Source organism: Sphingobium sp. SJ10-10 (genome assembly GCF_036038995.2).
Taxonomy (GTDB): domain Bacteria; phylum Pseudomonadota; class Alphaproteobacteria; order Sphingomonadales; family Sphingomonadaceae; genus Sphingobium.
Genome location: NZ_CP158132.1, coordinates 1,523,627 through 1,546,198, shown reverse-complemented (window position 1 = coordinate 1,546,198; position 22,572 = coordinate 1,523,627). Strand labels below are relative to the sequence as shown.

The window sequence follows — 22,572 nt, the reverse complement described above, 5'->3', positions numbered from 1 at the left end:
CGGGTCATGCTGAACGCCCTGTCGGTCGATGTCGAGGACTGGTTCCAGGTCGGCGCGTTCGAGCGCACGATCCGGCGCGAGGATTGGGGGGGGCTGATCCACCGCGTCGAGCGCAACACCGACGAAGTGCTGGCGCTGTTAGATGAGGCCGGAGTCAAGGCGACCTTCTTCACTTTGGGCTGGGTGGCGGAGCGTTACCCGGCGCTGATGCGGCGGATTGTCGAGGTGGGGCATGAGGTGGCGAGCCACGGTTATGACCATGCGCGGGTGTTCACCTTCGACGGGGCGCAATTCCGCGCCGATCTGCGACGGTCGCGGGCGATATTGGAGGATGCGAGCGGGCAGGCGGTGACCGGCTATCGCGCGCCGAGCTTTTCCATCGACCGGCGCGTGCCCTGGGCGCATGAGGTGCTGGCCGAGGAAGGCTATGCCTATAGCAGCAGCGTCGCGCCGATCCGGCACGATCATTATGGCTGGCCCGAAAGCCCGCGATTCGCCTGGAAGCCGGTGGCGGGATCGCCGCTGGTGGAACTGCCGGTGACGACGGCCAAGCTGGCTGGGCGGACCCTGGCGGCGGGGGGAGGCGGGTTTTTCCGGCTGCTGCCTTACGGCTTTTCGCGCTGGGCGATCCGGCAGGTGAATGGGCGGGACCGGCGGCCCGCGATCATTTATTTCCATCCGTGGGAGATCGATCCCGACCAACCGCGTGTGGAGGGTGCGCCGCTGCGGTCGCGCTTTCGTCATTACACCAATCTTTCGGTCATGGCCGACAAGCTGCGCCGCCTGACGCGCGATTTTTCCTGGGGCCGCGTGGACGCGCTGGCTGCGCAGGAAGCGGAGCGGGCGGCATGAAGACGGGGGAAGTTCTCGTCACGGCTCTGGACCTTGCCGATCCGGTTCAACGGGAAGCGGCGGATGCGTTTGTCATGGCGCATCCGGAGGGGACGCCCTTTCATCGCCCGGCCTGGTTGTTGGGTGTCGAGCGGGGGACAGGCAATCGCGCGCATATGCTGTCTGCGGTGGCGCCTTCGGGACAGATCGTCGGCTTGCTGCCGCTGCATCATGTGAAGAGTGCGCTCTTTGGACAGGCTTTGGTGTCGGCGGGTTTTGCCGTCGATGGCGGGATTCTCGCGAGCGATCCGGGGGTGGTGTCCGCACTGGCCGCAGCCTGCGAGGGCGTGGCGCGGGATGGCAGCATCGCTTCGGTCGAGCTGCGCGGCGGGCCGGTGCCGGGCGAGGGTTGGGCTTTGCATGGGGGGAGCCATCTCGGCTTTTCGCGGCCGATTGCGGGCGACGATGAGGCGGAATTGCTGGCCGTGCCGCGCAAGCATCGCGCCGAATTGCGCAAGGCTCTGGCGAATGACGCGCTGCGGGTCGAGATCGGGCGGGAGGCGCGGCACCTGAAGGCGCATTATCGCGTCTATTCGGAAAGCGTGCGCAATCTCGGCACGCCGGTTTTTCCGGCGCGGCTGTTCCGCGAAGTGCTGGTAGCCTTTGGCGAGGATGCCGACATATTGGTGGTTCTGGAGGGCGATCGGCCGGTTTCGGCGGTGCTCACTCTCTATCATCAGGGGCGGGTGATGCCTTTCTGGGGCGGCGGCATCGCGGATGCGCGGCGGCTGCGGTCCAATGAATTGATGTATTACCGCCTGATGGGGCATGGCCGGTCGCGGGGGATGCGTGTCTTCGATTTCGGCCGGTCCAAGACGGGCAGCGGTCAGGCGGCGTGGAAGAAGAGCTTCGGCTTCGATCCTGTGCCGCTATCCTACCATAGCTGGTCAGCGACCGGCGAGCGGCGGGACATCAATCCCAACAGCCCGCAATATCAGCGGCGGATCGAGCTTTGGAAAAAGCTGCCTTTGCCGGTCGCAAATTGGGTCGGGCCGTTCATTGCGCGGGGGCTGGGGTGACGGAGGAGATCCTCTTTCTCTGCCACCGCATTCCCTTTCCGCCGGATCGGGGAGACAAGATCCGCTCCTATCATCTGTTGGAGCGGATGGCGCAGATCGCGCCCGTCCATGTCGGCTGCTTTGCCGACGATGATCGGGATATGGGATTTGCGCCCGACATGGCGAAGATGACCGCCAGCCAGTGCGTGCTGATGCGGGACCGTTCGCGGGCGGTGGCGGGGCTGAAAGGGTTAGCGACGGGGCAATCGCTGCTGGTGTCGCTGTTCGATCATCCCGGGTTACATCGCTGGGTAGCCAAGGCGCTGGCGGAGCGGCCCATCAAGGCGGTTGTGACCTATTCCGCGCAAATGGCGCATTTCGTGCCGGTGCTGCCGGACGGCGTGCGTTTCGTGATGGATTTCGTGGACTTCGATTCGGCCAAATATGCCGCTTATGGCGCGCAGGGATCTGGCCCGATGGCCTGGATTAACCGGCGCGAGGCGCGGCTGTTGCTCGACTTCGAACGAAAGGTGGCGGAGCGCGCCAACCTTTGCGCTTTCGTGAGCGAGGCGGAGGCGGCCTTGTTCCGGCAGGCAAGTGGTCTCGGACCGGATCGCATTGTTGGCATCGATAATGGCGTGGCGCTGGATTATTTCGATCCGGCGGCGGATTTCCCTTCGGTGGAGCGTCGGGAAGGGCCGCTGCTCGTCTTCACCGGGCAGATGGATTATCGCCCCAATGTCGAGGCGGTAGAAAGTTTTGCCCGCGAAACGCTGCCGGCGATCCACGCTCAATGCCCGGAGGTGGTTTTCGCGATCGTGGGCCGTAATCCCACCAAGCCGGTTCAGGCGCTGGCGGCGCTGCCAGGCGTGATCGTGACCGGCGCAGTCCCCGATGTGCGCGGCTGGCTGGCGGCGGCGGATGTCGTCGTGGCGCCGCTGCGGATTGCGCGCGGTATCCAGAACAAGGTGCTGGAGGCGATGGCGATGGCGCGGCCTGTCGTGGCTTCGCCGCAGGCCGCCGAGGGAATAGACGCACGGGATGAAGAGCATCTGCTGATCGCCGCCGATCCTGCGCAGGAGGCTGCCAAGATCGTCGCATTGCTATCGGACAGGGATCGCGCCGAACGTCTCGGTCGGGCTGCACGGATGCGGATGGAAGAGCGCTATCGCTGGTCCGCGACGCTGGCCAAGCTGCCGGACATGCTGTTCGGATCGCCGCCGACCGTCGACATGAGGGCTGCATGATCGATCGCGTCTTGCGGCTGGGGCCAGCCGAATCCGGACTGGCAGGCTGGCGCGGTCATCTGAGGGTGCTTGCTATTATCGCCTTCGCCATCCTCGCTTTGTTTCATCGCGATGTGCTGGGCATGATGGCGATCTGGTGGAATGCCTCCACCTATGGCCATTGCCTGTTCATCCCGATCCTGGTCGCATGGCTGGTGCAACAGCGCTTGCCGGGCCTCCGCCGATTGGAACCTACGGCATGGGCGCCGGGGCTGCTCTGGTTAGTGCTGGGAGCCTTTGCCTGGATGCTGGGCGCGGCGGCGGGTGTCGCGGTGGTTCGTCATGGCGCGCTGATCCTGATGCTTCAGGGAACGGTGATCGCATTGCTGGGTCCGGCCGTGTCGCGGGCGCTTCTCTTTCCCCTATTCTACGCCTTTTTCATGGTGCCCTTCGGTGAGGAAATCGTCGCGCCCTTGCAGTTGGTGACGGCGCATATCAGCATGGTCCTGCTTCACCTGACCGGCGTTCCCGCGCAGATGCAGGGCATCTTCATCACCACGCCCGGCGGCTATTTCGAGGTGGCGGAAGCCTGTTCCGGCGCCAAGTTCGTCATCGCCATGACAGCCTATGGCCTGCTGGTCTGCAATGTCTGTTTCAGCAGTTGGAAACGGCGGATCGCCTTCATGGCCGGGGCGCTTTCGCTGTCGATCCTGGCCAATGGGGTGCGGGCGTTCGCCACGATCTTCATCGCGGAGGTGACGACGGTCGATGCGGCGGCAGGCTTCGACCATGTCGTCTATGGATGGGTGTTCTTTGCCGTCATCATGACGCTGGTCATGGCCACGGCCTGGCCCTTTTTCGACCGTAAGCCGGGCGATTCCTGGTTCGATTCCGATCGCTTGCGGCAAAGGGGAGGATCGGCCACGGGGGCGATTGCGGGCGGTGCATTGGCGATCATCGTCGCGGCGCCGCTGTGGCTGGCTGCAAGTGCTGCGACGGGAAAGCTGCTGCCCGGCGCGCCCGCCATGCCGCAGGTGAAGGGTTGGGTTCAGACGGATGAAGCATCGCTCCATCCCTGGCGTCCGCGCTTCGACGGGGCCGACTATCTGGCGATGGGGCACTACCGCAATGCGAAAGGGCAGGTCGTCGACCTCGCCATCGCTACCTTCGACCGCCAGGATGAAGGCCGCGAACTGGTCGGCTTCGCGCAGGGGGCGGCCGATTCCGGCGGCGACTGGACTTGGTCGCAGCCTGCGCCCGCGCCCGCCAATGCGCGGGGCGAGCAGATCACCGGCCCCGGTCGCGTGGTGCGCCATGTGGTGAGCTTCTATGTCGTTGGAAATGGTAATCCCACCGGCAGCGGGCATCTCGTGAAGTTGGAAACTATGAAGGCCCGTCTGCTGGGCGGCGACCAGCGTGCCGCCGCTATTTTGGTCTCGGCGGAGGAACGGGAAGGGGGCTCATCCGATGCCGCGATCACCGCTTTTCTCCATGATCTGGGCAATGTGAAGGATTTGGCTGACCGCAGCCTCGGAACCCGCTAAGACCCTTCGCATGTGCGGAATAGCGGGCATCTTCCACCTTGAAACGGCCAAGCCGGTCGATCCGGCGCGGGTCGGGCTGATGCTGGACGCCATGCCGTGGCGCGGGCCGGATGACAGCGGCATCTGGACCGCGCCGGGCGTGGGGCTGGGGCATTTGCGCCTGTCGATCATCGATCTCAGCAGCGGCGCGCAGCCGATGCTGACCGAGGATGAGAGTCTCGCCGTCGTCTTCAACGGCGAAATCTATAATTTCATGGAGGTCCGCTCCGAGTTGGAGGCCAAAGGCCATGTCTTCCGCACGCATAGCGACACGGAAGTCATCCTCCACGGCTATCGCCAATGGGGCGAGGCCTGTGTCGAAAAGTTCAACGGCATGTTCGCCTTCGCCCTGTTCGATGCGCGGGCGCAGTCGCTCTGGCTGGCGCGAGACCGATTGGGCGTGAAGCCGCTCCATTATGCGCTGCTGTCGGATGGCAGCCTGATTTTCGGCTCGGAGTTGAAGAGCCTGCTCGCCCATCCATTGTTGCGCCGGGCGCCGGACCTGTCGGCGGTCGAGGATTACCTCGCTTACGGCTATGTGCCCGACGATGCCTGCATGGTCGCGGGCGTGCGCAAGTTGGGGGCCGCGGAGACTCTGCGCATCGTGCGCGGGCGTCCCTTGCCGCAGCCGCAGCGCTATTGGGATGTGAGCTTTGCCGACCGCAGCAAGGCATCTCCGCAAGCGCTGGAGGAGGAACTGGTCGCGCTGATGCGGCAGGCGGTGCGGTCCCGCATGGTGGCGGATGTGCCGCTTGGCGCATTCCTGTCAGGCGGGGTGGACAGCAGCAGCGTGGTCGCACTGATGGCCGAAGCGTCGAAACAGGCGGTCAAGACCTGCACGATCGGCTTCGACGTCAAGGAACTGGACGAAACCGCCTATGCCGATCGGATTGCGCGGCGCTTCGCCACCGACCATCGCTCGCGGATCGTGTCGCCCGATGATTATGGGCTGATCGACACGCTGGCGCTGCATTTCGACGAGCCTTTTGCCGACGCCTCCGCTCTGCCGACCTATCGGGTGTGCGAACTGGCGCGGGAGCAGGTGACGGTCGCGCTGTCGGGAGACGGCGCGGATGAGGCCTTTGCGGGCTATAGGCGGCATCGCTTCCAGATGCAGGGGGAGCGGTTGCGCGGACTGATCCCGGCTTCGGTGCGTCAGCCCTTGTTCGGGACGCTGGGGCGCTATTATCCCAAGGCCGATTGGGCGCCGCGGGCGTTGCGGGCGAAGTCGACCTTGCTCGAACTGGCGGGGGAGGGCGGGGAAGCCTATGCCGCCTCGGTCGGGGTGACGCCGCATGCCTTGCGGCAGAAGCTGTTCAGCCAGGATATGAAGACGCGGCTTGGCGCCTATCGGGCCGAGGACCGCTATATCAAGACCATGGCGGAGGCGCCTGCCCGCGACCCGCTGGACCGGGCGCAATATGCCGATATCCGCATCTGGTTGCCCGGCGACATCCTGACCAAGACCGACCGGATGAGCATGGCCGTCAGCCTGGAGGCGCGCGAGCCGCTGCTTGACCACCGCCTGGTCGAGTTCGCCGCCCGCCTGCCGGTCGCCCAGCGGATCAGGGGCAATAGCGGCAAATATCTCATGAAGAAGGCGATGGAGCCTTATCTGCCGCAGGATATTCTCTACCGGCCGAAAATGGGCTTCGTGACGCCGATCAGCGCCTGGTTTCGCGGGCCGCTCGCCGGGGAGGCGACGGCGATCGCCGGAGGGTCGGCGCTGGCGAAGACGGGCTGGTTCGACGCGAAGATGCTGGGCAAGGTGGCCGCTGATCACAAGGCGGGTTTGGCCGATCATGGCCGGCTGCTGTGGCAGTTGCTGATGTTGGACAAGGCTCTGGGAAGGCTGTTTGCCCTTTGATCCGGCTTATACGTGCTCCTGCGAGGACAGGAGCCCAGTTCAGGCGTCGCGATCTTAGACAAGGGTGGAACTGGACTCCTGCCTTCGCAGGAGCACCATGGATTTCAACCTTGAAAGCCGTCCCAAGGGGTGCCAACGGAGCGGACACGCTAAAGCTGATCAGGGTCCATAAGTGACAGTCTCCAAGGAAATATTGCGGGTGCGCCTGTACCTGCTGTGTCTGCTGGGGGACATGGCGGGGCTTTTCCTGTCCTTTCTGCTGGCCAATCTGCTGGTGTTGGGCGCGTTTTCCGGCGAGCCGGGCAAGCCCCACGGTCTCGTCATGTTCGCGATGATCGCGCCGCTCTACGTGCTGTTGGGGATACAGGGCGGCGCCTATGGCATCCACATGCTGGAGGATCTGCGGCGCGGCATCTTCCGGGGGCTTCTGGCGCTGGCGCAGGCGGCGATGCTGATGCTGCTGATCGTCTATCTGGGCAAGATTGCGGAGCAGCTTTCGCGCCTGACGTTCATCGTGGGTCTCGGCTTTTCGGCGGTCAGCGTTGCTGTGGTGCGGCTGGCCATCGACCGCCTCGGCGCGCTGCTATTGGGCGAGGTGCCGCATCTGACCGTCGTGATCATGGATGGCGTGGCGATCGACACCGGCCCGCATATGCATGTGATCGAGGCTGCCGCCGCTGGTTTGCATCCCAAGGGGCACGACGCCGACATGGCTGCGCGTCTAGCCGCCGTTGTGGGCATGGCGGAGCGCGTGATCGTCGCCTGTCCGATGGAGCGGATGAGCGACTGGTCGGTCGCGCTGAAGTCGCTCTCCGCGCGAGGCGAGATCGTCGTGCCGGAACTGCTGCGCTTCGCCCCGGCGCGAGTGGACGAGTTTGATGGCCAGCCCACGATCATCGTAGCGGGCGGGCCTTTCCAGTTCCGTGATCGGCTGATCAAGCGCTTCTTCGACATTGTGGTGGCGACGGCGGCAACCATCGCCTTGTCGCCGGTGTTGATCGCGGCGGCGCTGGCGGTGAAGCTGACCAGCCCCGGCCCGATCATCTTCCGCCAGCCGCGCATCGGGCGCGATGCCCGGCCGTTCAGCATCTACAAATTCCGATCGATGCGCACCGATGCCAGCGACCGCAAGGCCGACAAGCTGACCGCACGCGACGATGACCGGGTGACGGCGGTGGGCCGCTTCCTGCGGAAGACCAGCATCGATGAATTGCCACAGCTTTTCAACGTGTTGCGTGGGGACATGAGTATCGTCGGCCCGCGCCCCCATGCCGCCGCCGCCAAGGCGGGGGACAGCCTCTATTGGGAGGTCGATGATCGCTATTGGGAGCGGCATTGCATCAAGCCGGGCATGACCGGGCTGGCGCAGGTGCGGGGTCATCGCGGATCGACGGACCATCATCAGGATCTGATCGACCGGCTCCAGTCCGACCTGGAATATGTGACCAAATGGTCGATCTGGCGCGATCTGCGCATCATCGTCGCGACGATCGGCGTGCTGGTGCATCACAAGGCCTATTGATGGACAGGATCGATCTTGTCGCTGCGCTGGTTTTGCTGCTCTCGCTGGTGGCGGTGGCGTGGCCGTTTCTCTTTTATCCGCTGATCCTGCGGGTCTTGCCGACGCGGCCGGAACAACCCGTGGCGGGGCCGACGCCTTCCACGTCGCTGCTGTTCTGCGCCTATAATGAGGCGGCTGCGATGCCGGAAAAGCTCGCCAATCTGGCGATGCTGAAGGCCCGTCATCCGGGCCTTGAAATCCTGGCCTTCGACGATGGTTCGTCGGATGAGACGGCAGCGCTGATCGCGGCGCAGGGTGATCTGGTGACGCTGCTGCGCGGACCGGGGCGCAGCGGCAAGGCGCATGGCATGAAACTGCTGGCGGCGCGGGCGAAGGGCGACGTGCTGATCTTCACCGACGCCAATGTGATGCTGGATGCGGACGCGATCGACAATTTGCTGGCGCGCTATGCCGACCCGGAGATTGGCGGGGTGCTGGGCTCGCTGCATTATATGGGCGATGGCGAGAGCGCGACGGCCTCGGTCGGTTCGCTTTACTGGCGGATCGAGGAACGGTTGAAGGACGAAGAGTCGCGCACGGGCAACGTGCTGGGGGCGGACGGATCGATCTTCTCGATCAGGCGGGCGCTCTATCCCGAATTTCCCGATAGTGTGCTCGACGACCTGACCGTTTCCATGGCGGTGGTTTTCGCGGGCAAGCGGCTGGTGAAGGCGAAGAATGTGATCGCCCGCGAGCGATTGGTCGCGGCGCGGGGCGATGAATATCGCCGCAAGGTCCGCATCGCCGCCCGCGCCTGGCACACGCACAGCCATTTGCGGCCGCAATTGCGGCGCATGGGTACGCTGGACCGCTTCAAATATGCCTCGCGCAAGATCGTGCGCTGGTTCGGCGGCCTCTTCATCCTGACGGGGATTGTCGCTGCGGGGACGCTGGCGATGCGGATGTCTCCGACGCTCTATATGATCGGCGGATTGACCGGCGTGTTCATCCTCTGGCGCGGTTTGCGCTCCAGGGGTGGCCCGTTCGCGGCGGCGGTGGATATCGTGATCGCCTATTTCGCGACCCTGCAGGGCGTCTTGAAAGCGATGTCTGGCCGCACCGTCACCATCTGGAATCCGGCCAAGTCGCGCTGATCCCTCTCGCCAAAGCGTCGGCATATTGTATAGGCGACCTACCCTTTAGCGGAGCCAAGGCGTGATTACTTACCAGCGGGTGGCGAAAGCCGCCGGCAAGCATCTGACCCGGACCATGCTGGCTGTGCGCAAGGCGCTGGGCGCGCGCGCGAACCGGGGCTGCCCCGCCTGCGGGCAGGCGGTGGTGGGATTCTTCCGTTATGGCGACAATGCCGAATGGGGCTGTCCGAACTGCGGCGCTTCCCCACGCGAGCGGCTGATGAACCATCTGATCGCGGGCGATGTGTTGACGGTGCCGGAGCAGGGCGCGGTGCTGCATATGGCGCCCAATGAAGCCAGCCTGGTGCGCCGCTTTTCCGTTGCCGCCGATTATACGCCCGCCGATCTCGATCCGGGCCGCTACCATGTGCCGAACATGCGGCGCGTCGACCTCATGGCGCTCAATGACAGCGAACGCTACGACCTGTTCTACGCCAGCCATGTGATGGAGCATGTGCCCGATGATCATGCCGTGTTGCGCAATATCCACCGCGCCCTGAAGCCTGGCGGCGAGGCTTGGCTGATCGTTCCGCTGTGGGAGAAGCCGACCGAGGACGGCAGCTTCGACATTCCCCCACGCGAACGCGAGCGGCGCTTCGGCCAGTGGGATCATGTGCGCCAATATGGCCTGGACTTTGCCGACCGCATCCGCGCGGCAGGCTTTGAACTGGAAGAGATCGACGCGAGCGGGATCGATGCCGATACGCGGCATTATTATGCGCTGGACGACCGCCTGTTCCGCGCCCGCAAGCCTGTGCGAGCCTGATCCCGGTGAGCGAACCGCTCGGCAGGGCGCTCGCCCGGATGGAGGCTTCGGCCCGCATCCTTGCCCTTGTCAAGCTCGCCAATGTCGGGCTGACGCTGATCTGGGGCTTTGCCGTCACCTATGTGTTCGTGCGCGCCCTCCCGCTGCGCGAGTTCCAGTCCTTCCTGCTGCTGGTGGCGTTCGGCAATTTCACCATTTCCGCTGAGTTCGGCCTGACCAGCATCATCTATGCGCGGCTGCGGCGGCATTGGCTTGGGCTGGGACAGGATGATGCAGGCGGCTTCCGGCTGGAAGAAATGGGGGTGCTGTTCCTGTTCCTTGGCCTGCTGATCGTCGGCGGCTTTGCGATCCTGTCGGTCGCGCTCGCTCTGGGTGGGCTGCATAGCGGCATGCCGCTGCTGTTCCTGCTGTTCTTCCTCTCCGCCTGTCTCAACCTGCCCGCGCTGCTGGCCAAAAGGGCGTTGGCGGCGGTGGACGGCAATTTCCTTTGGGAAGCGCTCGACTGCCTGCGCCGGGTGATGACGATCGCGCTGCTGCTGTTCATCCTGCAAGGGCTGGACCCGCGCCTGTCGGTGGCCTTGCAGCTTTGCGTGAGCATCGCAGTGATCGGTTATGCCATAGCACTGGTGCATGGGCGGCTGGGCATGGAGGTCCGGCACTGGCTGTCCTTCCGCGTCGGTGGAGGCCATGTCCGCGCCAATTATCTGCGTGACATCGGGGCTTCGGCGGCGTTCACCATTTCCGAAATCCTGGCCTATAATGCGCCCTATTTCACGATCGCCGCTGCGACACATGATGCGCGGCCGATGCTGATCTTCGACTTTTTCTTCAAGATGTCGCGCTCGCTTTCGATGCTGGTGCGGGCGACGGTGGAGGCCGCCTTGCCCCGGATCACGCGGGCCTTTCACGCGGGCGACGGGGCGCGGTTGCGCCAGTTGGTGGGGCGGGCGCTGGGCGTTGCCCTGTTCTTTGCGCTCGGCGCTTCGGGCACCTTGCTGTTGCTTGGGGAGTGGTTGTTCGCCAAGTTGTTCGATGGCCGCGCAGTGATCGACCGCATCGATCTGTTGCTGATCGGCGGTGCGTTGCTGGCGCTCGCGGTGATTTGCGTGTCGGTCTATGTGCAGGGCGCTCTGGGGCGGTTTACCCTGTTGCTGGGGCGGTCGCTGCCTTTTCTCGCCGGTTCGTTGCTCAGTGTGCCGCTGGCAAGGATTTTCGCGCCGGAGCGGTTCGATCTGCTGTTCCTGATCCTCTATACGCTGACCCTGTTCGTGGCGGCCGCCATTCATGGCGCTTCCCTCCGCCAATTGGTGGGCAGGCGCGGATGAACGTCGCCCTGAAAGTTGCGATGTGCGATCCATCGCTGTTTACCGGGCGCTATGACGACAGCCTCTGCGCGGCGATGGCGGCGGAGGGCGTGGACGTCACCCTGCTTGGCCGGCCGATGCGCGCGACCGATGCGATCGTGCCGCAGGGCTATCGCTATGATGCGCGCTTCTTCCGGCGGAGCGAGGCGCTGCGCGGACGGATCGGGGAAGGGCGAGCCTTCCGTCTGCTGAAGGCGGCTGAATATGGGCTGAGCTGTGCCCTGGGCGATCTCGGCTTTCTGGGCGATGCCGATGTCGCCCATATGCAATGGCTTCCGCTGGCGCTTGCCGACCGGATCATGCTGAAGCGGTTGAAGGGCAGGACGGCGCTGGTCCATACCGTCCATAATGCCGATGCCTATCATGCCGATGCCGGGGTGCAGGGCAGGGGCTATCGCGACTTGCTCGATATGTTCGACGCGCTGATCGTTCATGGCGAGACGACCCGCTTGGCGCTGGAGCGGCAGGGCGTCGATCCTGGGCGCATCCATGTGACGCCGCATCCGCCAATGCGGCTGGCCCCTGCCGGACCGGATGATCTGGCGCAGGTGCCTGACGCATCCCTGCCGCGTTTGCTCTTCTTCGGCACGATCCGGCCCTATAAGGGCGTCGATCTGCTGGTGGAGGCCTGCCTGTCGCTTTGGCGGGCAGGGCATCGCTTCGAACTGGTGCTGGCGGGCAAGCCGTTCATGGACATCGCGCCGTTGCTCGATAGCGTGCGTGCAGCGGGCTTTGGCGAGCGGCTGATCACCGATCTCGGCTTCCTGACCGAACAGCGGCTCGACGCGCATATGGCGAAAGCGGATGTCTTGGTCTTCCCCTATCGGCATATCGACAGCAGCGGCGCTTTCCTGTCGGCGCTGCACCATGGCAAGGCGATGGTGACGTCCGACGCGGGCATGTTCGCGAGCTTGCCCGATGAGGTTGCGGTAAGGGCGTCCGCAGGAAATGCGCCGGCGCTTGCGCAAGCCCTCTTGCCCCTCGTAGAAAGCGCGGCCATCAGGCAGGCTTTGGGAGCGCACGCGCGTACCTATGGAGATTCAATGGGCAATTGGAAGGACATGGCGCTGGCCACCATCGCGATTTACCGCAGTGTGACCCACGCCAAGGTGACCAGAAGATGAGCCGCTATGTTCGTGAACTGCGCGACCGGGCGCTGGCGGTGCGTCTGGCTCTGGCGGGCCGTGTCCATCAATATCCCGAAATTCAGGCGCTGCGGCGGTTTCTGAGCACCTTCATGGTGGACTGCGTATTCGACGTCGGGGCCAATCGCGGGCAATATGCGACGATGCTGCGCAAGGATGCGGGGTTCCGGGGCATGATCCTCTCTTTCGAACCCAATCCGGAGATTTTCGCGGAACTGGAACGAAGCGCCGCGTCAGACGGCAAGTGGCATGCGTTCAACATGGCGCTGTCCGATTTCGACGGCACGGCCAGCTTCAACATCATGGCCGCCGACCAGTTCAGTTCCTTGAAGAAACCGTCGGGGCAGCAGGACGCGATCTTTGCCGAACGCAACAAGGTGACGCGCACGGTCGACATGCAGTGCCGCCGCCTTGAAAGCTTGCTGCCGGAACTGAAAAGCACCCATGGCTTTGCGCGGCCCTTTTTGAAGATGGATACGCAGGGTCATGACCTCTCCGTCTGTGAAGGCGCAGGCGGTGTATTGAGCGAAATGGCTGGCGTTCAGACCGAACTCGGCGTCCGGTCGATCTACGAGGGCGGCACCGGCTATCGGGACATGATCGACTGGCTGGCGAGCCGCGCTTTCGCGCCTTCGGCTTTCTTCGCCAACAACAAGGGCCATTTCCCGTTGCTGGTCGAGATGGATGGCATTTTCGTCAATCAGGCGTTGCTGCCACAGGAACGTTGATGTTCAACCGGTCGCGTCCCATTAGTGCCACCCGACTGTTCATCGCGGGTGCGATCGGGCTGACGCTTTGGCTGGGTGCCACTTTTCTTTGGCATGTGACCTATCGGCAGGGCATCAGCCTGGCCGTCATCCTGTTTCTCGATCAGGATTTTCCGGCGTTGCTCGGCGGGCTGCTGCTGCTGACGCTCGCCGCGCCCTTTGCGGAGGGGTTGGGCTGGCGCCTGCCTCTGCCGCGCGCGCGGGTGATGGTGCCGCTGGTGGTCCTGTTCGGCCTCGTCGCCTGGGCCGGGCATTATTGGCTGTTTCAGGATTATTCCATCTCCCGCGATGAAGAGGTGGCACGTTTTGCCGCCGCCTATATGCGGGAGGGCTTTCTGGCGCGGCCGATCCCGATGGAGTGGGAAGCCTATCGCCGGGCGATCATGCCGGAATTCTTCTCGCCCTTCGGCGCGGCGGATTATTGGACGGCGGCCTATCTGCCGGTGAACAGCGCGATCCAGGCGCTGTTCTGGCAGTTGGGCGATCCCAATCTGGCGGGACCGGCGCTGCTGATGGCCGGTCTGTTCGCGCTGTGGCGGGTGGCGCTGCATCTCTTCCCCGACCGGCCCGATGCGGTGTGGGTGACTATGCTGCTGGCGCTATCATCGGCGCAGCTTTGGGTTACGGCGATGACGCCCTATGCCATGACCGGGCATTTCGCGCTCAACATGGTCTGGCTGGCGCTGGTGCTGCGCGGAGGGCTGGTCGGGCATCTGAGCGCGGGCGTGGTCGCGCTGGCGGCGGCAGGGCTGCATCAGTGGCATTTTCCGCCGATCTTCATCGCGCCCTTCATCCTCTGGATGCTGCTTGGACGCCGGTGGAAGGTCGCGATTTTCCACATATTGGTGCTGGCGGCGATCGTCATCGTCTGGGCCAAGCTCTGGCCTGCTTTCCTAACCCATGTACTGGGCCAGCCGACCGATGTTCGGCCCTCGGCGGGGGTGGCGGACAAGGTGGGTAGCCTGTTCGAACGGCTGGGCGATCGCTGGCAGCCGCTGGTCAATCTCAGCCGCTTTGCCGCCTGGAACAACATATTGATGGTGCCGCTGGCCACGCTGGGCGTGTTCGCCATGCGCTGGCGCAAGGCGATCCGGGGGCAGGAGATTGCGCTGCCGCTGGCGCTCGGCTGCTTTGCGGGCAGCGCGCTGGCCTTGGCGCAGGGCTATGGCTGGGGTTATCGCTATGCCCATGGCTTTATCGGGCCTTTTTGTCTGCTTGCGGGCCTGGGTTGGGCGCGGTTCAGAACGGGGGCAATCCGGCCGGTCTTTCTGGGGGTGGCGATCACGCTGCTCGCCAGCGCCTATCTCGTCTGGCGGACGCATGGCTTCGTTGCGCCCTATGCGGCGAGCCATAGGATGATCGATGCGTCGCAGGCGGATGTCGTGCTGGTCGATCCGCGAGGCGGGCTTTACGTCACCGATCTGGTGCGGGGGCGCAATGGCGTGCCGGGCAAGCCGATGGTGATGAACCTGGGCATGTTGACGCTCGATCAGGTCGACAATCTCTGCAAAAATTATGTGGTGGAGCTGTTCGATCGGGCGGAGTTCCGGCCCTTGGGCGTGCCGCTGGCGCGCTGGAATCTGGGGCGGATGGACGCCCTGCGCGCGCATATGAAGGAAGAGGGCTGCGACAAGCCGGTCCAGCCGCCGTTGCCCGACACGGAGGAAGAGGCGTTCAACGCGGCGGGCGATGTGTTGTAGGGGGCGTTATTGCCCCTTCACATAGACCCGTTTGCCGCCGATCCATGTTTCCAGCACCTGCGTCGCGCGAATCTCGTTGGCGCTGGCGGCGGAAATATCCCGGTCGATCAGGAGGAAATCCGCTCGCTGGCCGGGAATCAAGCTGCCAAAGCGCTTTTCCGCAAAGCCCGCATAGGCCGCCTGTCGCGTGAACCCATCCAGCGCCGCCTGGAAGCTTATGCGCTGCTCGGGCATCCAGCCGCCGGTCGGTTGCCCCGATGCATCCTCACGAGTCATGGCGGCAGCGATGCCGGGGAATGGATTGGGGCTTTCCACCGGCACGTCCGATCCGAAGGCGAGGGGGACGCGATTGTTCAGCATCGCCTTCCACGCATAGGCGCCCTTTAGCCGCGCCTCGCCCAGCCGTGCCGTCGCCATGCGCCAGTCGGAGGTCTGATGTACCGGCTGCATCGACGCGACGATGCCAAATTGCCCGAAGCGCGGCAGCTCGGCTGGATCGACGATCTGCGCATGTTCGATGCGCCAGCGCCGGTCGCCCTTATAGGTTTCGCTCAGTTCCTGAACGGCGTCCAAAACTTCGCTATTGGCCGCATCGCCAATGGCGTGAACCGCGATCTGGAAATTGTCCATCGCCGCCCGGCTCATGATATTGCGGAGCTGCGTCGAGGGGATCATCGGCAGGCCGCGCTGACCCGGCGCATCGGTATAATCCGCCTTCAGCCAAGCCCCCCGCGACCCAAGCGCGCCATCCAGGATCAGCTTGATCCCGCCCATGCGCAGATGGTCGTCATAGAGCCAGGGCGTCGGTTCCGGCCCGGCGATCAGCACCATGTTTTCGAGGCCAAGGGCGTAGGAGATGATCCGAACCCGCAGCGCCCCGCGATCGGCGGACCGCCGGAAAGCCTGCCAGTCCTCGATGCTGGTGCCCATGTCGGCAATGCCGGTGACGCCCTGCTTGAGCAGCGCCTGCTGCGCCTTTTCCAGCGCGATGTCGCGGTCCTTGGCTGCGGGCGGCGGGACGACCCGCGTCACCAGTTCCATCGCCTTGTCCACGAACACGCCCGCAGGCCTGCCGCCCGCCATTTCGATCCGCCCGCCCGCAGGCGCCTTGGTCGCGGCGGTGATGGCCGCCGCCTTGATCGCCTGCGAATTGGCCCAGCCCGCATGGCCGTCGATCCGCTCCAGCCAGACCGGCACGTCGCTCACCGCCGCGTCCAGTTCGGCGGCGGTGGGGAATCGGCCCAGACCCCATATTTCCTGGTTCCAGCCCGTCCCGATGATCCATTTCCGCCCGGTATTGGCGGCAGCATAAGCCCTGATCTTCGCTTGAGCTTCCGCCAGTGATTTCGTGTCCGACAGATCGAGCGTGATCAGCGACAGGCCGTAGCCCATGACATGCCCATGGGCGTCGATCAGGCCGGGAATCAGCGTCTTGCCGCCCGCGTCCAGCTTGAAGTCGGGACGTTTGGGTTGCGCCGGTTCCGGCTCGTTCTTCTTGCGCTTTTTGGGACGGGCATATTCCGGTTCCTGATAGCGGTCGGGCAGCAGCTTCTCGACCTTGCCTTCATCGTCGATGGTCAGCGCCTTGAACCGCACCAGCCGCCCATTGGCGTCCAGCGCGATCCCGTTCACATTGTCGATCACGCCCGAAGCCAAAGCCGCGCCGGGCATGGCGAGCGCGGCAACCGCCGCCAGCAGAGCAGCCTTCATGCCCGCGTGATCCGTCGCACGATAGCGCTGGTATCCTGCCGATGGCCGCCCATCGCCTGCACATCGGCATAGAATTGATCGATCAGCGCCGTCACCGGCAAGGTCGCGCCATTGGCTCGCGCTTCCTCCAGCGCCAACCCCAGATCCTTGCGCATCCAGTCGACCGCGAAACCGAAATCGAAACTGTCGGCGGCCATCGTCTTCCAATAATTGTCCATCTGCCAGCTTTGCGCGGCGCCGCCGGAGATCGCATCGAATAGCTTGTCCAGATCCAGTTCCGCGGCCTGCGCAAAGCGCAAAGCTTCGGCAAGGCTCTGCACCACGCCCGCGATGCAGATCTGGTTCACCATCTTGGCGGTCTGGCCCGCGCCCGCGCGCCCGACATGGACGATGCGCGGTGCATAGGCCTGCATCACGATCTTCGCCGCCGCGACTGCGGGTTCGCTGCCGCCGCACATCACCGCAAGCCGGCCTTTTTCCGCACCCGCCTGACCGCCCGTCACCGGCGCGTCGACGCAGTGCAGCCCCCGGCTTTCGCCCTCCACGAACAATTGCCGCGCGATCCGCGCCGAAACCGTCGTATGGTCGATGAACAGGCCTCCGGGCTTCATCGAGCGAAAGGCGCCGTCGCGGCCCAACGTGATCTGACTGAGATCATCGTCGGTGCCGACGCAACTGATGACGATCTCCGCATCCTCCGCCGCCTTGGCCGGGTTGATCGCGACTTCGCCGCCATAGGCCTCCGCCCAGCGCTTCGCCTTGCCGATGGAGCGGTTGTAGACGGTGAGCTGATGCCCTGCCTTCGCCAGATGCCCCGCAATCGGGCCGCCCATGACGCCCAGGCCGATAAACGCGATTTTAGCCATATGCCTCGATCAGTTAGATGCGCGCGCCAATGCCATAGGCAGAGTTTTCCGTCAGTGCCAGTTCCTTCCGCCGCAATTTTGAGGTAGGGCGCCGCCCATGAACACGCTGACCAAGATCGAGAGCGCCACGCCGCTACCCATTTCCGTCGATGACATATTGGCGGCGCGCGTGCGAATTTCGGGCTCGGTCGTGCATACGCCGACGCTGGTCAGTCAGACGCTGTCGGCCATGTTCGGTTGCAAAGTATATCTGAAGTTCGAAAATCTTCAGTTCACCGCCGCCTACAAGGAACGCGGCGCGCTCAATCGCCTGCTTCAACTGGACGAGAAGGCGAGGAAGAAGGGCATCATCGCCGCCTCGGCGGGCAATCATGCGCAGGGTCTTGCCTATCATGGCAAGCGACTGGGCGTGCCCGTCACCATCGTCATGCCCACCACCACGCCGACGGTGAAGGTGACGCAGACGCAAGGGCATGGCGCCACGGTCGTCCAATATGGGGAGAAGTTCGACGACGCCTATGCTCACGCCCGCAAGCTGGAGGTGGAGCAGGGGCTGACCTTCGTCCATCCCTTTGACGAGCCGGACATCATGGCCGGGCAGGGCACGGTCGCGCTCGAAATGCTGGAGGACGCGCCGGAGATCGATACGCTGATCATCCCGATCGGCGGTGGCGGCCTGTTTTCGGGCGTGGCGACGGCGGCTAAGGCGATGAAGCCGGATATCAAGATCTATGGCGTGCAGGCGGAACTCTATCCGTCGATGTACGACTATATCAAGGGCGCAAACCTGCCCTGCGATGGCGACACGCTGGCGGAGGGCATTGCCGTCAAGCAGCCGGGCGAACTCACCCGCCGTTTCGTCGAGCGGCTGGCGGACGATGTGCTGCTGGTCAGCGAGCGCCATCTGGAGGAAGCGGTGAGCCTGCTGCTCCAGATCGAAAAGACGGTGGTGGAGGGCGCGGGCGCCGCGGGCCTTGCCGCGCTGCTGACGCATGGACAGGAATTTGCCGGGCGCAAGGTCGGGCTGATCCTGACCGGCGGCAATATCGACACGCGCCTGCTGGCGAATGTGCTGCTGCGCGATCTGGCGCGTTCGGGCCGCCTGGCGCGGTTGCGGATCATCCTGCAGGATCGGCCGGGCGCGCTGTTCCATGTGGCGCGCATCTTCGACCAGGAAGCGGTCAACATTCTCGAACTGTCGCACCAGCGGATATTTACCAATTTGCCGGCCAAGGGCCTTAGCCTCGACGTCGAATGCGAGACGCGCGACGGCGCTCATCTGGAGCGCCTGATCGCGGCCTTGCGCGCGGTTGGATATGAGGTTGCGCCGATCGAAGTCGCCTGATCGACGCGGCCTCTGCCGCTTAACCAATTTTCGTGGTAAATAATCTTTTCACAGCGGCCTGCGGACGGCATAGTCGTCTCATGAATCAGGGGTCGGGCAACGCTGTGGGGGAGATGCGGTTGTGAGTGCGCCTTTCCGCTTTCCGCGTTTCTTTGTGACAAACCCCAGCCCCTGCCCTTATCTGCCGGGCAAGAGCGAGCGGAAGGTGTTCACGGAACTCAGCGGCGACAATGCTTCGGAGCTGAACGACGCCCTTGGCCGCATCGGCTTCCGCCGCAGTCAGAATGTGGCCTATCGGCCAAGCTGCGCGGATTGTTCCGCCTGCGTGTCGGTGCGCGTCGTCGCGGGCGAGTTCGAACCCAATGCGACCCAGCGCAAATTGCTGCGCAAGAATGAAGACCTCGTCATCACCGCATGCAAGCCCTGGTCGACCGAGGAGCAGTTCGCGCTGTTGCAGCGCTATTTGCGCGCCCGGCACCCCGGCGGCGGCATGACCGAAATGGACGAGATGGACTTTGCCGACATGGTCGAACAGACCCCGGTGGAAAGCCATATCGTCGAATATCGCGAACCGGGCGAGGATGGCCGCCCCGGCAAGCTGATCGGCGCCTGCCTGACCGATCGGCAGGGCGATGGCCTGTCGATGATCTACAGCTTCTTCGATACGGAGCTGGAGCATCGCAAGGGGCTGGGCAACTTCATCATCATGGATCATATCCTGCGCGCGGCGAAGGCCGGGCTGTCCTATGTCTATCTCGGCTATTGGGTCGAGGGATCGCAGCGGATGCAGTACAAGATTCGCTACCGGCCGCTCGAAAGGCTGAGCCGCAACGGCTGGACCCGTTTCGACCCGCAGGAACAGGCGCAGGCCGTGCGGGAGGCAGAAAGCCGCGATGAGCCCGCGCTGCCACGCGAACTGGCGGCGATCTTCCGCAAATAAAACTGCTGGAATTCCCTATTCCTGACCGATGAAAGCCGGGGCGTATCGTCGTGCGGCTGGCGGAACGGTTCGCGCCGTTGCGGATTAATTTCCCACTACCGCATTGGAAAGCTTATTTAACTTTTTCCGTTACTGCATTCGGATGGATTGCAGGAATGGCAATGGATCTGGGTCGGTAGATGGACCGTTTTGCTGATCGCAGATTTGGGGAATTTCGCTCCGAACTGGCTCGGGACGGGCTGGAATGGGACGCGTTGCACTATCGTAATGAGTTGCTGTTCTCTCCGGTCTTCCAACGCGTCTCTCCGCCGCTGATTCGGTGGATCGCGGACTATCGCGGTCGCATATTGTCGCGAGAGATCGCTTCGGACCTGTTCGCCCGCCATTTTTCCTCCGACATGATCGGCAATGGCTGGCGCGCCATGCTGGACCGGCGTGACTGCATGGCGCTGGCCGATGCGGCGAGGCGGTCAACCCGGCCCGGTCCGGTTCCCGTCCGGATGCGCACCATATCGGGCGAGACGAGACCGGGGATCGTGCGCATGACGCTGGTCGCGGAACCCGATGAGGCGCCGCTGTGGTACGGCACGGTCGAGGACATCGATGAGCGTTATGACCGGGATAGCCGCGCATTGGCCGATGCGCTGGCGGAAAGCCGGCAACATTATCGCTGGTCGGTCGAGCTTAGTCCGCAGGTGCCCTGGACCGCAGCCCCCAACGGCGCGATCGAGGAGGTTGGCCCCCGCTGGCAGGATCTGACCGGCATTCCTCCGGCTGAGGCGCGTGGCGCGGGGTGGATCGATTCGCTGCACCCCGACGATGTCGAACGGACGCTGGCCGTCTGGACGGAGAAGCTCCGTACGGGCGATCCGGTGGATGTCGATTATCGGCTGCGTCTGGCCGATGGCGGTCATCGCTGGATGCGATCCCGGGCCTCGGCGCGGCGGGATGCGAAGGGCCGGATCGTGCGCTGGTATGGCACGCTGGAGGATATCCACGCACAGAAACTGGCGCAGCGCGAATTGGCGAACAGTGAGGAACGTTTCCGCCTGGCGGTGCAGTCGGCGCGCCTGGGCATATGGGATTTCGATGCGGTCGCTGGCACCCGGACCTGGTCGCGGGAATTCCGGTCGATGCTGGGCCTGTCCGACACGGAGCCGGCGACGAGCGAGCTGGCGTTGCGGCTGGTGCACCCGGAGGACCGGCCCCGCCTTGCCGAAATGCTCGACGCTGTGGCGAACGAGCGCATGCCGCCGCATTTCGAAGCGAGCCTCCGGGTATACAGGGCTGATACCGGCGCCCTGCGCTGGATCAAGAGCGTCGGATGGAGCAGCTTTTCCGAATCGGGCCGACCGCTGCGCGTCATCGTCACCTTCCAGGATGTCACGGAGGAAAGGAACAGCGAGGAACGCATCCGCTGGGCCGCGACTCATGACCCGATGACCCACATGCCCAATCGGGCGCTGTGGCAGGCGACGCTGGAGGACATGACGGAGCAGGCCCGCCGGACCGGCGTAAGCTTCGGCTTGATCCTGGTCGATATCGACGATCTCAAGCGGACCAACGACATGCTCGGCCATGATGCGGGCGACGCGCTGCTGTGCGGATTTGCGCAGCGCTTCGCCTCTTGCGCGCCTGCCGACGCGATGGTCGGGCGGCTTGGCGGCGATGAATTCGGCATGATCGCGCCCTCGCTCGCCAGTTGCGCGGCACTCACGGAATGGAGCGCCGAATTGCTGGGGGGTGTGCGTGCGCCCTATGTTCATAATGGCCGCTCGCTCGATTACGGCATCAGCATGGGCGGCGCGGTCTTTGGCGAACATGGCGACGATGCGGCCGAATTGCTGAAGGCGGCGGACCTGGCGCTTTATGCGTCCAAATCCTCGGGACGGGGACGGCTGACATTGTTCCAGTCGCAATTGCGCGCCGAAGCGCAGCAGCGCAGTTCCATGATCCACATGGCCCGGCAAGCCATAGCGGACGATCTGGTGGTGCCCTATTATCAGCCCAAGGCCGATATGAAGACGGGCCGGATATTGGGATATGAAGCGCTGCTGCGCTGGCAGCACCCCCGCACGGGCATCCATGCGCCCGACAGCATCGCAGCGGCATTCGACAATGCGGAAATCGCCGTCGAATTGACGGAAAAGATGCTGGCGAAGGTGGTCCGCGACGTCGAGCGGTGGTTACGGGCCGGCTATGATCCGGGCCGCGTCGCCATCAACGCTTCGGCCGCCGATTTCATGCAGCACGACTTTGCCGGCTATGTCCTCGACCATCTTGCCCGCTGCGCCATCCCGCCGCAACAGTTCGAGATCGAAGTGACGGAGACGGTGTTTCTGGGCCGTGGGGCAGAACAGGTGGAGCAGGCGCTGCATCGCCTGTCGGCGGCGGGCGTGCGGATCGCGCTGGACGATTTCGGCACAGGCTATGCGTCGCTCAGCCATTTGAAGCAATATCCCGTCGACGTGCTGAAGATCGATCGCAGCTTCATCAGCAATATCGAACAGGATGCGGGGGACGCCGTCATCGTCGACGCCATCGTGAAGCTGGGCAGCAGCCTGGGCATGGAGGTGGTGGCCGAAGGCGTGGAAACGGCGGGACAGGTCGAATTGCTGATCGCGCGCGGTTGCATGATCGGCCAGGGCTATCTGATGGGCCGGCCGCGTCCCTGGGCGGCGGTGCGATCGCAGGCCGCCTGACAATCTGC

At 64.3% G+C, this 22,572-nt stretch carries 17 protein-coding genes; 15 read left to right on the top strand and 2 right to left on the bottom strand.

The window, feature by feature from the left end; all coding sequences use genetic code 11:
- Nucleotides 1-6 precede the first annotated feature (6 nt).
- The 12 genes from VVT58_RS07340 (at nucleotide 7) to VVT58_RS07285 (ending at nucleotide 15,001) form a co-directional block, all read left to right on the top strand.
- Nucleotides 7-852 (top strand): XrtA system polysaccharide deacetylase, encoded by an 846-nt coding sequence (locus VVT58_RS07340; RefSeq protein WP_327753567.1) that lies wholly within the window; start codon nucleotides 7-9, stop codon nucleotides 850-852.
- The gene (locus tag VVT58_RS07335; protein ID WP_327753568.1) at nucleotides 849-1,910 is read left to right on the top strand and encodes a FemAB family XrtA/PEP-CTERM system-associated protein; all 1,062 of its coding nucleotides are present in this window, start codon (nucleotides 849-851) and stop codon (nucleotides 1,908-1,910) included. Before VVT58_RS07340 ends, VVT58_RS07335 begins: the two co-directional genes overlap by 4 nt.
- Nucleotides 1,907-3,136 carry a TIGR03087 family PEP-CTERM/XrtA system glycosyltransferase gene (locus tag VVT58_RS07330; protein ID WP_327753569.1) on the top strand — a complete coding sequence of 410 codons (1,230 nt, stop codon included), beginning with the start codon at nucleotides 1,907-1,909 and terminating at the stop codon, nucleotides 3,134-3,136. Before VVT58_RS07335 ends, VVT58_RS07330 begins: the two co-directional genes overlap by 4 nt.
- The gene (gene xrtA, locus VVT58_RS07325) at nucleotides 3,133-4,659 is read left to right on the top strand and encodes an exosortase A (protein WP_327753570.1); all 1,527 of its coding nucleotides are present in this window, start codon (nucleotides 3,133-3,135) and stop codon (nucleotides 4,657-4,659) included. The genes VVT58_RS07330 and xrtA overlap by 4 nt, the downstream gene beginning before the upstream one ends.
- Before the next feature lie 10 nt (nucleotides 4,660-4,669).
- On the top strand, nucleotides 4,670-6,565 hold the full coding sequence (locus VVT58_RS07320; protein WP_327753571.1) for an XrtA/PEP-CTERM system amidotransferase: 1,896 nt from the start codon (nucleotides 4,670-4,672) through the stop codon (nucleotides 6,563-6,565).
- A gap of 232 nt (nucleotides 6,566-6,797) precedes the next feature.
- Nucleotides 6,798-8,087 (top strand): sugar transferase, encoded by a 1,290-nt coding sequence (locus tag VVT58_RS07315; RefSeq protein WP_405053736.1) that lies wholly within the window; start codon nucleotides 6,798-6,800, stop codon nucleotides 8,085-8,087.
- On the top strand, nucleotides 8,087-9,220 hold the full coding sequence (locus tag VVT58_RS07310; protein WP_327753573.1) for a glycosyltransferase family 2 protein: 1,134 nt from the start codon (nucleotides 8,087-8,089) through the stop codon (nucleotides 9,218-9,220). Before VVT58_RS07315 ends, VVT58_RS07310 begins: the two co-directional genes overlap by 1 nt.
- A 61-nt stretch (nucleotides 9,221-9,281) precedes the next feature.
- Nucleotides 9,282-10,025 (top strand): methyltransferase domain-containing protein, encoded by a 744-nt coding sequence (locus VVT58_RS07305; protein ID WP_327753574.1) that lies wholly within the window; start codon nucleotides 9,282-9,284, stop codon nucleotides 10,023-10,025.
- Nucleotides 10,026-10,063: 38 nt separating this feature from the next.
- Entirely contained in the window at nucleotides 10,064-11,350 is a 1,287-nt protein-coding gene (locus VVT58_RS07300) for a hypothetical protein (protein ID WP_327753723.1), read from the top strand.
- Between the two features lie 8 nt (nucleotides 11,351-11,358).
- Entirely contained in the window at nucleotides 11,359-12,513 is a 1,155-nt protein-coding gene (locus VVT58_RS07295; protein WP_327753724.1) for a glycosyltransferase family 4 protein, read from the top strand.
- A complete protein-coding gene (locus tag VVT58_RS07290; RefSeq protein ID WP_327753575.1) occupies nucleotides 12,510-13,262 on the top strand; it encodes an FkbM family methyltransferase in 753 nt (250 codons plus the stop codon). The genes VVT58_RS07295 and VVT58_RS07290 overlap by 4 nt, the downstream gene beginning before the upstream one ends.
- Complete coding sequence (locus tag VVT58_RS07285; RefSeq protein ID WP_327753576.1) at nucleotides 13,262-15,001, top strand: MFS transporter; 1,740 nt, start codon at nucleotides 13,262-13,264, stop codon at nucleotides 14,999-15,001. Before VVT58_RS07290 ends, VVT58_RS07285 begins: the two co-directional genes overlap by 1 nt.
- A gap of 6 nt (nucleotides 15,002-15,007) precedes the next feature.
- Here VVT58_RS07285 and VVT58_RS07280 read toward each other — a convergent pair whose 3' ends face one another.
- Both VVT58_RS07280 and VVT58_RS07275 read right to left on the bottom strand, forming a co-directional pair.
- Nucleotides 15,008-16,711: an amidohydrolase gene (locus tag VVT58_RS07280; RefSeq protein ID WP_327753577.1), complete on the bottom strand. Its 1,704-nt coding sequence runs from the start codon at nucleotides 16,709-16,711 to the stop codon at nucleotides 15,008-15,010.
- Nucleotides 16,708-17,577: an NAD(P)-dependent oxidoreductase gene (locus VVT58_RS07275; RefSeq protein ID WP_327753578.1), complete on the bottom strand. Its 870-nt coding sequence runs from the start codon at nucleotides 17,575-17,577 to the stop codon at nucleotides 16,708-16,710. The genes VVT58_RS07280 and VVT58_RS07275 overlap by 4 nt, the downstream gene beginning before the upstream one ends.
- 97 nt (nucleotides 17,578-17,674) lie before the next feature.
- On the opposite strand from VVT58_RS07275, the gene VVT58_RS07270 reads away from it, so the two are divergent.
- The 3 genes from VVT58_RS07270 (at nucleotide 17,675) to VVT58_RS07260 (ending at nucleotide 22,564) form a co-directional block, all read left to right on the top strand.
- On the top strand, nucleotides 17,675-18,922 hold the full coding sequence (locus VVT58_RS07270; protein ID WP_327753579.1) for a threonine ammonia-lyase: 1,248 nt from the start codon (nucleotides 17,675-17,677) through the stop codon (nucleotides 18,920-18,922).
- Nucleotides 18,923-19,043: 121 nt separating this feature from the next.
- Complete coding sequence (locus VVT58_RS07265; RefSeq protein ID WP_327753580.1) at nucleotides 19,044-19,862, top strand: arginyltransferase; 819 nt, start codon at nucleotides 19,044-19,046, stop codon at nucleotides 19,860-19,862.
- 179 nt (nucleotides 19,863-20,041) lie between these two features.
- Nucleotides 20,042-22,564 (top strand): EAL domain-containing protein, encoded by a 2,523-nt coding sequence (locus VVT58_RS07260; protein ID WP_327753581.1) that lies wholly within the window; start codon nucleotides 20,042-20,044, stop codon nucleotides 22,562-22,564.
- Nucleotides 22,565-22,572 lie beyond the last annotated feature (8 nt).

What these genes read in the sequence shown, in the direction of transcription:
- VVT58_RS07340 (WP_327753567.1), top strand. Translation starts at nt 7, where the DNA reads ATGCTGAACGCCCTGTCGGTCGATGTCGAGGACTGGTTCCAGGTCGGC.
- VVT58_RS07335 (WP_327753568.1), top strand. Translation starts at nt 849, where the DNA reads ATGAAGACGGGGGAAGTTCTCGTCACGGCTCTGGACCTTGCCGATCCG.
- xrtA (WP_327753570.1), top strand. Translation starts at nt 3,133, where the DNA reads ATGATCGATCGCGTCTTGCGGCTGGGGCCAGCCGAATCCGGACTGGCA.
- VVT58_RS07320 (WP_327753571.1), top strand. Translation starts at nt 4,670, where the DNA reads ATGTGCGGAATAGCGGGCATCTTCCACCTTGAAACGGCCAAGCCGGTC.
- VVT58_RS07315 (WP_405053736.1), top strand. Translation starts at nt 6,798, where the DNA reads ATGGCGGGGCTTTTCCTGTCCTTTCTGCTGGCCAATCTGCTGGTGTTG.
- VVT58_RS07310 (WP_327753573.1), top strand. Translation starts at nt 8,087, where the DNA reads ATGGACAGGATCGATCTTGTCGCTGCGCTGGTTTTGCTGCTCTCGCTG.
- VVT58_RS07300 (WP_327753723.1), top strand. Translation starts at nt 10,064, where the DNA reads ATGGAGGCTTCGGCCCGCATCCTTGCCCTTGTCAAGCTCGCCAATGTC.
- VVT58_RS07290 (WP_327753575.1), top strand. Translation starts at nt 12,510, where the DNA reads ATGAGCCGCTATGTTCGTGAACTGCGCGACCGGGCGCTGGCGGTGCGT.
- VVT58_RS07285 (WP_327753576.1), top strand. Translation starts at nt 13,262, where the DNA reads ATGTTCAACCGGTCGCGTCCCATTAGTGCCACCCGACTGTTCATCGCG.
- VVT58_RS07280 (WP_327753577.1), bottom strand. Translation starts at nt 16,711, where the DNA reads ATGAAGGCTGCTCTGCTGGCGGCGGTTGCCGCGCTCGCCATGCCCGGC.
- VVT58_RS07275 (WP_327753578.1), bottom strand. Translation starts at nt 17,577, where the DNA reads ATGGCTAAAATCGCGTTTATCGGCCTGGGCGTCATGGGCGGCCCGATT.
- VVT58_RS07270 (WP_327753579.1), top strand. Translation starts at nt 17,675, where the DNA reads ATGAACACGCTGACCAAGATCGAGAGCGCCACGCCGCTACCCATTTCC.
- VVT58_RS07260 (WP_327753581.1), top strand. Translation starts at nt 20,042, where the DNA reads ATGGACCGTTTTGCTGATCGCAGATTTGGGGAATTTCGCTCCGAACTG.